The sequence below is a fragment of the Sulfitobacter sp. M368 genome (assembly GCF_025141875.1).
GTDB lineage: Bacteria > Pseudomonadota > Alphaproteobacteria > Rhodobacterales > Rhodobacteraceae > Sulfitobacter > Sulfitobacter mediterraneus_A.
Genome location: NZ_CP081113.1, coordinates 3755245 through 3767427, shown reverse-complemented (window position 1 = coordinate 3767427; position 12183 = coordinate 3755245). Strand labels below are relative to the sequence as shown.

Annotated in this window: 13 protein-coding genes and 1 riboswitch; of the genes, 12 read left to right on the top strand and 1 reads right to left on the bottom strand. The window is 61.3% G+C overall.

Annotated elements, in window-relative coordinates:
* Positions 1 to 103: 103 nt before the first annotated feature.
* A riboswitch (cobalamin riboswitch) is annotated at positions 104 to 322 on the top strand.
* A gap of 35 nt (positions 323 to 357) precedes the next feature.
* The 10 genes from K3754_RS18575 to cobJ all read left to right on the top strand — a co-directional run bounded on the left by K3754_RS18575 (position 358) and on the right by cobJ (position 9893).
* A complete protein-coding gene (locus tag K3754_RS18575; RefSeq protein ID WP_081788172.1) occupies positions 358 to 528 on the top strand; it encodes a CbtB-domain containing protein in 171 nt (56 codons plus the stop codon).
* A gap of 207 nt (positions 529 to 735) precedes the next feature.
* Entirely contained in the window at positions 736 to 1413 is a 678-nt protein-coding gene (locus tag K3754_RS18570) for a CbtA family protein (protein ID WP_259939402.1), read from the top strand.
* Position 1414: 1 nt separating this feature from the next.
* Positions 1415 to 1933, top strand: a complete 519-nt coding sequence (locus tag K3754_RS18565) for a hypothetical protein (RefSeq protein WP_203209677.1) — start codon at positions 1415 to 1417, stop codon at positions 1931 to 1933.
* A gap of 71 nt (positions 1934 to 2004) precedes the next feature.
* On the top strand, positions 2005 to 2379 hold the full coding sequence (locus K3754_RS18560) for a DUF1636 domain-containing protein (protein ID WP_203209678.1): 375 nt from the start codon (positions 2005 to 2007) through the stop codon (positions 2377 to 2379).
* A complete protein-coding gene (gene cobW / locus K3754_RS18555) occupies positions 2376 to 3410 on the top strand; it encodes a cobalamin biosynthesis protein CobW (RefSeq protein WP_203209679.1) in 1035 nt (344 codons plus the stop codon). The genes K3754_RS18560 and cobW overlap by 4 nt, the downstream gene beginning before the upstream one ends.
* 3 nt (positions 3411 to 3413) lie before the next feature.
* The gene (gene cobN, locus K3754_RS18550) at positions 3414 to 6656 is read left to right on the top strand and encodes a cobaltochelatase subunit CobN (protein WP_259939392.1); all 3243 of its coding nucleotides are present in this window, start codon (positions 3414 to 3416) and stop codon (positions 6654 to 6656) included.
* Positions 6653 to 7798 carry a precorrin-3B synthase gene (gene cobG, locus K3754_RS18545; protein WP_259939389.1) on the top strand — a complete coding sequence of 382 codons (1146 nt, stop codon included), beginning with the start codon at positions 6653 to 6655 and terminating at the stop codon, positions 7796 to 7798. Before cobN ends, cobG begins: the two co-directional genes overlap by 4 nt.
* Positions 7798 to 8427 (top strand): precorrin-8X methylmutase, encoded by a 630-nt coding sequence (locus K3754_RS18540; RefSeq protein WP_259939387.1) that lies wholly within the window; start codon positions 7798 to 7800, stop codon positions 8425 to 8427. Before cobG ends, K3754_RS18540 begins: the two co-directional genes overlap by 1 nt.
* A 3-nt stretch (positions 8428 to 8430) precedes the next feature.
* Positions 8431 to 9162 carry a precorrin-2 C(20)-methyltransferase gene (gene cobI, locus K3754_RS18535; protein WP_259939384.1) on the top strand — a complete coding sequence of 244 codons (732 nt, stop codon included), beginning with the start codon at positions 8431 to 8433 and terminating at the stop codon, positions 9160 to 9162.
* The gene (gene cobJ, locus K3754_RS18530) at positions 9159 to 9893 is read left to right on the top strand and encodes a precorrin-3B C(17)-methyltransferase (RefSeq protein WP_203209684.1); all 735 of its coding nucleotides are present in this window, start codon (positions 9159 to 9161) and stop codon (positions 9891 to 9893) included. Before cobI ends, cobJ begins: the two co-directional genes overlap by 4 nt.
* Here the strand turns inward: cobJ and K3754_RS18525 are convergent.
* Entirely contained in the window at positions 9869 to 10621 is a 753-nt protein-coding gene (locus K3754_RS18525) for a cobalt-precorrin-6A reductase (protein WP_259939381.1), read from the bottom strand. The genes cobJ and K3754_RS18525 overlap by 25 nt on opposite strands.
* Before the next feature lies 1 nt (position 10622).
* On the opposite strand from K3754_RS18525, the gene cbiE reads away from it, so the two are divergent.
* Positions 10623 to 11804 carry a precorrin-6y C5,15-methyltransferase (decarboxylating) subunit CbiE gene (cbiE, locus tag K3754_RS18520; protein WP_259939378.1) on the top strand — a complete coding sequence of 394 codons (1182 nt, stop codon included), beginning with the start codon at positions 10623 to 10625 and terminating at the stop codon, positions 11802 to 11804.
* The gene (locus tag K3754_RS18515; protein ID WP_203209686.1) at positions 11801 to 12169 is read left to right on the top strand and encodes a cobalamin biosynthesis protein; all 369 of its coding nucleotides are present in this window, start codon (positions 11801 to 11803) and stop codon (positions 12167 to 12169) included. Before cbiE ends, K3754_RS18515 begins: the two co-directional genes overlap by 4 nt.
* The last annotated feature ends 14 nt before the right edge of the window (positions 12170 to 12183 follow it).

Sequence of the window (12183 nt, the reverse complement as noted above, 5' to 3'; positions counted from 1 at the left end):
CCGTGGAGAGATTTATCTGCACATTCCACCGATAAGGCCAGCAAAGATGCGTTTTAGGCTGTTGGCTTGTCGCAAATCTACCTTGCCAACGATCTGGTCAAATGCGACATTCGCCGGGCTTGGTGTTCCGAAGCGCGTCCAATCTGGGCGTGGAACCGAACAGGGAATTCAGTAAGGATCCTCCTCGATCCGAAGCCGAAGCCGCCCCCGCGACTGTAAGCGGTGAGCCTGCGCCCAACATGCCACTCGTCCTCGGACGGGGAAGGCGGGCAAAGGCCACGACCCGCGAGCCAGGAGACCTGCCAAGCAAATGAAACGCAATATGCCGTCGGGTGTGACGGTAAGGAGAAAAAGAAGATGACAACAACAACCAAGACACGCGCAATCAGCACATCCCGTTTTGTTCCTGCAGTTTTCGCAGTGGCACTGGGTGTGGCACTGATCACCCTGACCGGCCACGTTCAGGCAGCTGCCCTGCACGATGCGGCACATGATGTCCGCCACGCCACAGGCTTTCCCTGCCACTAAACGCGATTGCGTTCAGGTTTTCTGCGGCCTCACCTTGTTGGGTGAGCCGCTGAGATAGTCTTCCCTTCGCGGGGTTTTTGGCGTTTCCGTATTCTGATTGCTTGGAGTGGCGGCCGTTCAGCGGCTGCTTTCTTTGCGTTATGGCATCCGCTTCCTAAATCCCGCATCTCGCGCCACAGGCGCTCTACCACAAGGATTTAGGTTCCTATGTTGTCCCGCTTTATCATCAGCGCCGTTTTTGCCGGTGCCGCGGCCGGTCTTTTGACCGGTCTTCTACAGCTTGTTTTTGTACAGCCTGTTCTTTTGCATGCCGAACTCTATGAAGGCGGCGATCTCGTTCACTTTGGTGCCGAAGCCGTCAGCGCCCATCCGGAACTGCCGGGATTTGACCTGATGCGCGATGGCCTCAGCGTGATCTTCACGATGCTCACCTATACCGGCTACGCACTGATCTTGATCGGCGCAATGAGCTTTGCCGAAGAGCGCGGCACGCCCATCACGGCCCGTTGGGGAATCCTCTGGGGGGTCGCCGGTTTTGTCGCTTTCCATCTTGCCCCTGGCTTTTCGCTTGCCCCCGAGGTGCCGGGGGTTGCTGCCGCTGACGTGACCGCGCGTCAAATCTGGTGGTTCGCGACCGTGGGCGCCGCGGCGGTTGCTCTTTGGTTGATCGCATTCGGGCGCTCGCCGGTCATGATCTTGATCGCTGCAGCCCTGTTGGCCGCGCCTCACCTGGTCGGTGCACCGGAACCTGACAGCTTCTCCGGACCGGTTCCAACCGAAATCGGTGCCTTGTTTGCCGCCCGTGCATTGGGCGTTGGCTTGGCGGCGTGGGTCATGCTGGGTGCTTTTGCGGCGTATTTCTGGCAGCGCGAAGGGCAAGAGTGACATGAGCCGCACGCTTTCTCTTTTTGTCATAGGTCTCGTTTTCGGTGGCGGTCTGGGTTTCTCGATCGCCGCCGGAAACGGCGTCACATTTGACGGCCATGACCATGCTGACCCGTCCGCCCATGGCGGCGCGATGGATCATGCAGCCATGGGGCACGGCAGCGGCAGTGACCACGAAATGATGCATGACACGCCCATCGACCTGCCTGCCGCAAATGCGCCAACGGTTGCGATGGAATTGACCGCTGACCCGATGGCCGGCCACAACCTGCACATCATCACCAGCAATTTTGCCTATGCCCCGCAGCAAGCCAGCCTTGGCCATGTACCGGGTGAGGGGCACGCGCATGTTTATATCAACGGTGAGAAATTGGGCCGCGTTTATGGCCCTTGGCTGCACATCGCCAGCCTGCCCAAGGGCGAAGTCACGGTCGAGGTCACATTGAACAGCAACGATCACCGGCCCCTGTCGGTGAACGGCACCGCCATTTCCGCCAGCACGACGCTGACGGTGGACTAGGGGCCGCTTGCCCCGATCACATCGGTGGGCTAGGCCGTTCGCCAGCCGCCGAAATTTGAAAGGTCAGTCCCATGACCACGACACTGCATGTTTGCACCACCTGCCGCGCTGGTGAAGTGCTCGAAGAAGACGCCCCGCGCCCCGGCGCGCAGCTCTATGCAGCGCTCATCGAAAAAGGCGCACCTGACGGCGTACAGATCATCGGCGTTGAATGTCTGTCGGCCTGTTCCCAAGGCGCGGCGATTGCCCTGTCCGAACCCGGTAAATGGAGCTACGTCTATGGCCGTCTGACCAAGGCGGATGTGGATGACATCCTTGCCGGTGCAGCCGCCTATGCCGCAACCCATGATGGCCTGGTGCCGTGGCGCGAACGCCCCGTTATTTTCCGCAAGCAAAGCCTTGCGCGTATTCCCTCTCTGACCCTCCCCGAGGAGCCAAAAACATGAACGACCTGTCCAAAATCCCCGTCACTGTGATCACCGGCTTTCTCGGGTCCGGCAAAACCACGCTGATCCGCCACTTGATGACCAATGCGGGTGGTCGCCGCCTTGCGGTGTTGGTCAACGAGTTTGGCACCGTTGGCGTCGATGGCGATATTCTCAAATCCTGCGCGATCCCAGATTGCCCCGAAGAGAACATCGTAGAGCTGGCAAATGGCTGTATCTGCTGCACCGTGGCTGACGATTTTATCCCGACCATCGAGGCACTGATGGAATTGCCGACGCGCCCCGATCACATCCTGATTGAAACCTCCGGTCTGGCCCTGCCCAAACCGCTGCTGAAGGCGTTTGACTGGCCCGCGATCCGGTCCAAGATCACGGTGGATGGGGTCATTGCCCTTGCAGATGCCGAAGCTGTCGCTGCTGGCCGTTTTGCCGCTGACGAACATGCGGTGGATGAACAACGCAAAGCGGACGACTCACTGGACCACGAAACGCCGCTGTCCGAGGTGTTCGAAGATCAAATTTCCTGCGCCGACATTATCCTGATGTCCAAGGCCGATCTGGCAGGTGAGGATGGCTTGTCCAAAGCCCGCGCCGTGATCGAAGCCGAAAGCCCGCGCCAGATCCCGATCTTGCCGATGAGCGAAGGCGTGATTGATCCAAACATCGTACTGGGCCTCAACGCCAAGGCCGAAGACGATCTGGCTGCACGCCCCTCGCACCACGACGGTCACGACGATCACGAACATGACGATTTCGAAACCATCGTTGTGCCAATGCCCGAAGTCGATGATGTGGATGCCCTGGTAGCCGCCATCGAAAAGCTGGCCAACGAACAGCATATTCTGCGCGTCAAAGGCTACGTCGCTGTCACCGGCAAACCGATGCGTTTGTTGGTGCAGGCCGTTGGCGCACGGGTGCGTCAACAGTTTGACCGCCCATGGGGCAGCGATGCGCGGCAGGGCCATCTGGTGGTGATCGCTGAACACGATCACATCGACACCGCAGCCATTCGCGGCGTTTTGGGGGCCTGATCCATGCATGTGGTCTTCCGCGAAAGCCATGGGCTGGAGGATACTGAAACTCCGTTTGATCCGGGGCAAACCCCTGCGGATCTGGTGGTGCTTTCGTTTTCCGACAGCGACCTTGGCGCTTTCGCGGCAGGCTGGCATCGGGGCGGCGGCGTTGAGGGCAAATTGCCGACGTTGCGCCTGTGCAATCTTGTGGCATTGCGCCATCCGGCCTCTGTCGACAACTACGTGGAACAGACCCTAACAGGGGCCAAGGGCATCTTGATCCGTCTGATTGGCGGGGAAAACTATTGGCCCTACGGCATCATGCAAGTACAGGATTTTGCCCGCCGCAATGACATCGCCTTGGCGGTCTTGCCTGCCGATGGCCGCGAAGATCCGGCGCTTGACGCCCATTCGACCTTGCCTGTGTCCACCCTGCGACGGTTGCAGCACCTGTGTGACACCGGCGGGACCGTGGCCGCGCAAGCGGCATTGGCGCAGCTGGCACTCGCGGCGGGTTTCTATGCTGGCCCAGTCAAAGGCACAAAGACGGTGCCGCCCTGCGGTGCCTACGATCCCGAATTGGGCGTGATCCCCTTGCCGGAAGCCGCGGCAAATGTCGTCGCCGTCACCTTTTACCGCAGCTATCTCACGGCCGCTGATACCGCGCCAATCGATCAGTTGATGCAAACACTCCGCGACCGGGGCTTTGCCGCAGTGGGGCTTTTTGCACCCTCCCTGAAGGACGAGACAGGCCGGGCATTCTTACACGATGCCTTGGCCCACTTGAGGCCCGCCGCAATCATCAACGCCACCGCATTTTCCGGGCGCGGCAGTGATGGCACGTCGCCCCTCGATGGCACCGGATGTCCGGTGTTTCAGGTCGCCCTCTCGACCGCGCGGCGCAAGGATTGGGACACATCCGAACGCGGCCTTTCCCCTGCTGATCTGGCCATGCATGTTGTGCTGCCCGAAGTGGACGGGCGCATTTTCACCGGTGTTGTCAGCTTCAAAGCGCCGGACAAGAAAGACCCACACCTGCAATATTCCCGTTTTGCCCATAGGGCAGAGATGGACCGGATCAACGCTGTTGTAGACCGCCTTGAGGGCTGGCACCGGCTGGCCTGCACGCCAATGCAAGACCGAAAACTTGCGCTGGTCCTGTCCACCTATCCCGGACGCGCCGACCAAATTGCCCATGCCGTTGGCCTGGATGCGCTCGCCTCGACAGAGGCGATGCTCACCGCGCTTGGCGAGGCCGGTTACAACACCGCCCAAGCCAGCGGTTTTGGTGAGATCCTGACTCGAGAAACCATCGCGTGGGATATCGCCGATTACACCGCGGCGCTTGCCTCGCTGCCGCAAACTTTGCGCGATGATCTCGCAACAGCATGGGGTGATCCACAGGACGATCCGCTGTTCCGCGACGGGGCTTTCCATTTCCCCGCGCGGGCTTGCGGAAATGCACTGGTGGCGCTGCAACCCGAACGTGGCAGCATAGATGCCCGTGACAGCGATTATCACGATCTCGAACGGGTGCCGCGCCATTCCTATGTTGCGTTTTACCTCTGGCTGCGGACGCAGGGCCATCACGCGCTGATCCATATCGGCGCGCATGGCACCCTCGAATGGCTGCCGGGCAAGGCTGTGGCTCTGTCAGATAATTGCTGGCCCGAGGCGCTGACGGGCGATTTGCCGGTGATCTATCCGTTTATCGTCAATGACCCTGGGGAGGCCGCGCAGGCCAAACGCCGCATTGGCGCGGTGACGCTTGGGCATCTTCCACCGCCAATGAAAGACAGCGAAACACCTGATGGCCTTTTGCAACTGGAACGGCTGCTGGACGAATATTCGACCGCCGATGGTCTGGATCCGGCCCGCCGGGACCGTCTGATTGATACGATCCGGTCCGAGGCCCAGGCCGCCGGTGTGGAAAAGGATCTGGGGCTGGACGATGATGCCAGCGCCGCAGAGGCGATCACCCGCATTGATCGTTTTGTCTGTGACATCAAGGAAAGCCAATATGGCGATGGGCTGCATATCTTCGGCGCGGGGCAGGGCGAGTTTGATGGGCTTCTGACCGCGCTGGATGGCAAGCGGGTCACCTCTGGTCCGTCCGGCTCCCCTTATCGCGGGCGGTCCGATGTTCTGCCAACCGGGCGCAACCTTTATGCCGTGGACCCGCGCAGCGTGCCCAGCCGCGCCGCTCATGCCCAAGGGGTCAAACTGGCCGAAGAGCTGATCCGCCGCCATCTGCAGGACGAAGGGGATTACCCAAAGGGATTGGTCATCGATCTATGGGGCTCCGCCACCATGCGCACGGCTGGTGAAGAGGTTGCCATGGCGCTGCATCTTGCCGGGCTGTCGCCGAAATGGGACGCGGGCAGTGAACGGGTCAATGGCTTTGAAATCCTCCCGCTCGCGTTGTTGAACCGTCCGCGTATCGATGTGACATTGCGGGTGTCCGGCTTGTTTCGCGATATCTTTCCCGGACTGTCGCAATTGTTCGAATCCGGTGCCGCCGCCCTTGCGGACCGCGAAGAAGCGGCGGATATGAACCCCTATCTTGAGCGCAGCCCACGTGTCTTTGGCCCCAAGCCGGGGATTTACGGGATGAATATGGAAACGGCACTGCACGACTATTCGGACGACGGGCGCACTGCCGCGGGGCAGGCGTGGCTGAAGGGTTCGGAATGGGCGATCAACGCCAAGGGCGAGGCCCATCAGAACCGCGCCGCGCTGGAGCGGCGTTTGCACAAGGCGGATGGTTTCGCCCATGTGCAGGATCTTCTTGAAAGCGATGTTTTGCTGGCCTCTGACTATGCCAGCCACGAGGGCGGATTTGCCGCCGCGATGGCCCATCTGGGCGCGGACAAGCCTGCGATGTACCATGTCGACAGCACCCGTCTGAATGCCCCCAAGGCCCGGACCATGCCCGAAGAGATTGCCCGCGTGGTCCGTGCCCGCGCCGCCAATCCCGCGTGGGCCAGCGGTATGATGCGTCACGGGTTCAGAGGCGCGGCAGAGGTCGCGGCAACCCTCGACAATCTGGCGGCCTTTGCACATTTGACCCGCGATGTGCCGGGGCATCTGTTTGATCTTTACTACGACGCTACGCTGGGCCGCGATGATCTTGTCGCCTTTATGCAGGAGGAGAATCCGCTGGCACTCGAAGAGATGCGCAACCGGTTTGCCGCCCTGCGTGATGCCGGTCTTTGGGTGACCCGCCGCAATTCGATCAACGCTGAAATGGACGGTGTGCAATGACAGACGCCGCCCGCCCTGATGATCCCCTGATCAAGGGCTGGTGCCCTGGTGCGCTGCGCCCGATGTTGTCGGGTGACGGTCTGGTGGTGCGGGTGCGCCCTTTTGGCGGTCGCCTGCGCCGTGCACAGGCGGATGGGCTGGCCTCGCTCGCGGCGGCACATGGCAACGGGCTGATTGATCTGTCCAGCCGGGGCAACCTGCAACTGCGCGGCGTGCGTGAGGACAGCTTTGAGGCGCTGATCGAAGGATTGCACGGGCTGAGGCTTCTGGACGCCAATGCCGAAGTTGAAGGTCGCCGCAATATTCTGACCACACCGTTTTGGTCCGTTGGCGATGAAACAGAATACCTCACTGCGGCTCTGACCGATGCTCTGGCGCAAGAAGATGCGCCGAACCTTCCAGCGAAGTTTGGCTTTGCCGTCGACACGGGAGATCGGCCTGTCTTGCAAAGGGCATCTGCCGACATCCGGCTGGAACGCGAGGCGCAGGGTGGTTTGATCCTGCGCCCAGATGGTGCGGCGCTGGGCAAACAGGTGGATGTGCACACCGCGATAGGCGAAGCGATGCAACTGGCACACTGGTTTGCAGCAAATCGCGGCACGCACAAACGCATGGCAAAGTTGCTGGCCACGGGCCAGTCACTTCCGACTGGGTTCACCCGCTCAATGCAGGAACAGACCAATACGCCCACGCCGGGCCTGTCCGAACAGGGTGTTCTGGCTGGCCTCGCCTTTGGGCAGCTGACCGCACAAACCCTTGCTGGTCTTGCCAAACATGGCGCATTGCGCATGACGCCGTGGCGGATGGTATTGATCGAAGGCGCACAAGACATGCCGCAGTTGCCCGGTTTGATCGCAGCGCAAGATGACCCGCTGTTGCGGATCGCCGCCTGCACCGGTGCGCCCGGTTGCCCGCAAGCCCTGATTGAAACACGCGCCCTGGCCCGCGCCCTCGCACCACTCTTGCCAGCTTGGCAAACCTTGCACGTGTCTGGTTGTGCCAAGGGCTGCGCCCATCCCAACCCCGCCGCTTTGACCATCACGGGCACTGCCCAGGGTCTGAGCCTTATTCACAATGGCCGCGCCTCTGACGATCCGGCGCAAACTGGCCATTCCCCGCACTCCATCCTCAAGGCGATCTGATGCCCCATACCTACATCACCGACGGCGCGGAAATTTACCGCCAGTCCTTTGCCACGATCCGTGCCGAGGCGGATCTGGCCCGTTTCACACCCGAAGAAGAGATCGTGACCGTGCGCATGATCCACGCCGCAGGCATGGTCGGGTTGGAGCAGCATGTGCAGTTTTCCCCAGATATGGCCATTGCGGCCCGCGCGGCGCTGGAAGACGGCGCGCCAATTCTGTGTGACGCCTATATGGTCAGTGAGGGCATCACGCGCAAACGCCTGCCGCGCGAGAACGAGGTGATTTGCACCCTGCGTGACGAACGTGTGCCGGGCATGGCCAAAGAAATGGCGAACACCCGCTCTGCCGCTGCGCTGGAATTGTGGCGCCCAAATCTGGCCGGGGCGGTTGTGGCGATTGGCAATGCGCCGACAGCGTTGTTTCACCTTCTCAACATGCTCGAAGATCCGGATTGCCCGCGCCCCGCGGCAATCATTGGCTGCCCGGTCGGCTTTATCGGCGCGGCAGAAAGCAAGGACGCCTTGATGCAGGATTTGCCGGTGCCGTCGATGATTGTCAAAGGGCGGCTGGGCGGATCGGCCATCACGGTGGCGGCGGTCAACGCCCTCGCCAGCCGGGTGGAGTAGACCATGGGAAAAGTGATCTGCGCGGGCCTCGGCCCCGGCGACCCGGACCTGATGAGTGTCAAATCTGACCGCACCATTCGCGGGGCAAAGCATCTTGCGTTCTTTCGCAAGAAAGGCCGCGCCGGACAGGCCCGGACCATTGTCAAAGACATGCTTCGAGAGGATGTGATCGAATATCCAATGGAATATCCGGTCACCACCGAGCTGCGATTTGACAGCGATGAATACCGCCAGCTGATGGTCGATTTTTATGCCGAATGGGCGGACCGGCTGGCCGAACTGGCAAGAGATCACGAAGTTGTCGTGCTCTGCGAGGGTGATCCGTTCTTCTATGGATCTTTCATGCATTTGCACACCCGTCTGCAGGGCCGCGCCGAGGTGGAGGTTCTGCCCGCAATCCCAGGCATGGTTGGCTGCTGGAACGCATTGGACACGCCCTTCACATGGGGCGATGACGTTATGACCGTGTTGATGGCGACCTTGCCGGATGACGAATTGGTGGCGCATATGGATCGCGCTGATGCGCTGGTTGTGATGAAAACCGGGCGCAACATGCCGCGTGTCCGCGCCGCGCTGGAACAGGTGGGCCGTCTGGATGATGCATGGCTGGTTGAGAAAGGTACCATGCCCGGTCAACGCGTGGCCAAACTGGCCGATGTGGATGTGGACGATTGCCCCTATTTCGCGATTGTTCTTGTGCATGGCCAAGGCCGCCGTCCGGAGGCAGACACATGAGCGGCTGGATCGCCATCGCCGGTTTGGGACCGGGAGATGAGGCTTTGGTTACACCTGAGGTAACCGATGTTCTGGGCCAAGCCACCGACGTGATCGGCTATATCCCCTACGTTGCCCGTGTTGCGCCGCGTGAGGGGCTGAACCTGCATCCGACCGATAATCGCGTTGAATTAGATCGCGCTTTGCATGCGCTGCAACTGGCGGCGGATGGGGCGCGGGTGGTTGTGGTCTCTTCGGGTGATCCGGGTGTGTTCGCGATGGCCTCCGCCGTTTTCGAGGCGCTCGAAAAGCATCCTGAATATCAAGACACGGATATTCGTGTCTTGCCGGGCATAACGGCGATGCTGGCCGCCGCCGCGCATGCCGGTGCGCCCTTGGGGCACGATTTCTGCGCGATCAACCTCAGTGATAATCTCAAGCCTTGGGATATGGTCGAACACCGCCTGCGCATGGCCGCGCGGGGCGACTTTGCGATGGCGTTCTACAACCCCCGCTCCAAGTCCCGACCGCATCAATTTGAACGCACCCTTGAGATATTGCTTGAGGAATGCGGGCCAGAGCGCCTGATTATCTTTGCCCGCGCGGTCAGCACCAAGGACGAGGTGATCAGAACGGTGCCTCTGGGCGAGGCGACACCTCAGATGGCCGATATGCGCACGGTTGTTCTGGTCGGCAATTCCGCGACCAAACGCATTGGCCGCTATGTCTACACCCCGCGCAGTGCCACCTGATCATGGTCCAGCCACGTCATTACCGCGCCAATGTCGGCGGCGATATTTTGCCCCGGCAAAGCAGGCCGATCCACAAGGATGACAGGCAGGCCGAGCTGCCGTGCGGCGGTCAGCTTGGCCTCCGCACCGCGCCCGCCTGCGTTTTTGGCAACGATATGCGTGATGTCATGATGGCGGAGAAGTACCAGATCCTGCGCGACATCAAACGGGCCCCGCGCCAACACGACAGATGTTTTTGGCAAAGGCAGATCACGTTCAGGCGGATCCACCAGCCGCAGCAGGTAATGATGCTGCGGCTTGGCGGCGAAAAGACCAATCTGTTGTTTTCCGATCGCCAGAAACACCCGCGCGTCGGCGTCCGGCAGGGCAGTGGCGGCGGCTTCCAAGGTCGGAACATGGGTCCAATTGTCACCGGACTGCGCCTGCCACGCCGGGCGTTCCAAACGGATCAAGGGCGTGTCGGTTTGAGTGCAGGCCGCAAAAGCATTGCGGCTCATGCCCGCCGCAAAAGGATGTGTGGCGTCGATCACATGTGTGATAGCCTCGCGGCGCAAATAGGCCACCAACCCTGCGACGCCGCCAAAGCCGCCGATCCGTGTGGGCAAGGGTTGCGGCACCGGTGCATTTGTGCGCCCGGCATAGGAAAAGACGCTGTTTACGGCGGCTTGGGACAGGGCTTTGGCCATCTGGCTGGCTTCACTTGTGCCACCCAACAAAAGGACGCGCATGATGGGTGATCCCTGGCTTGATATCATCGGAATGACAGACGATAGCGCGGCGGCGCTGCCCTCTGCAAGCCGTGCTGCGATTGATGCGGCGGAAGTGATCATTGGCGGGCCACGCCATCTGGAGCGGGTCGGGGCCGGAGATCGCGGACAGCCCTGGCCTGTGCCATTTTCCATAGATCCGGTGCTGGCCCTGCGCGGGCAAAAAGTGGTGGTGCTGGCCTCGGGTGATCCGTTCTGGTTCGGCGCAGGGGGCAGCCTGTCGGCCCATCTGAAGCCGGGTGAATGGCGGGTGCTGCCTGCGCCCTCCACCTTTGCCCTGATTGCGGGCCATCTGGGGTGGCGCATGGAAGAGATCACCTGCCATGGGTTGCATGCCGCGCCGTTGGCACAGTTGCGGTCTGTCCTTTCCCCCAATGGCCGCATGATTTGTTTGCTGCGGGATGGGGATGCCCCCGCGCTGCTGGCCAAATGGCTGGCGGATCAGGGTGCCGGAGAGGCCAGGCTCTGGGTCTGCGAACGGATGGGTGGCCCGGATCAGCGGGTTCGCCAAACCACAGCGCAGGGCTTTGACCTCAAGGATGTGGCGGCGCCCGTCGCGGTGGCGGTGGCTTTGCCGATAAATGCCGGTTTGCCCCGCGCCTCGGGTCTGCCCGATGACAGTTTTGCCCATGACGGCCAGATCACCAAACGGCCCGTGCGGGCCTTGACCCTTTCTGCCTTGGCGCCCCGACCCGGTGAAGCGCTTTGGGACATCGGAGCTGGATCAGGGTCGATCTCGGTTGAATGGTGCCTTGCAGGCGGGCACGCCACCGCGTTTGAGATCAAGCCCGCCCGCGTTCAGAATATCCGCCAAAACATCAGCGATTTTGGCCTTGATCACCGGATGCGGGTGATTGAAGGCGCGTCACTTGACCAGATTGCAGGTCAACCGACCCCCGATGCGGTGTTCGTGGGTGGCGGTGGTTCCGCGGCGCTTTTTGATCGCTTGTTTGAAATTCTGCCCAAAGGCACACGGCTGATTGCCAATGGCGTTACGCTGGAAACGGAAACGCTTTTGATGGGGCTGCATGCGGCCAAAGGCGGTGATCTGCTGCGCATTGATCTATCGCGCCCCGAACCACTGGGCCGGATGCGCGGATGGCAGGCCGCCCGTCCCGTCCTGCAATGGAGCGTGGTTCTATGAGAGTGGCCGGTATCGGATTTCGCGGCGCGGCCGGTTTGGCCAGCCTGCAAGACGCCCTGCAGCGCGCATTGGATGCGGCGGGTGGCGGCACGCTTGACGCACTGGTCAGCGAGGCGGCCAAATCCCGCGAACCTGCGTTTCGCGAATTGGCGCAACTGATGCAACTGCCCGGCTTGGGGGTCACTCAAACCGATCTGGAGCAGATGATAACGCCCACGCAGTCTGAGCGCATTCAGGATCGTTTCGGCACCGGCTCTCTGGCCGAAGCCGCCGCGCTTGCCGCCGCTGGCCCACAGGCGCAGTTGGTTGTACAGCGTGTTATCTCGGGCGATGGTATGGCGACTGCCGCCATCGCGGAAAGCTAAAGGAATCACTTCCC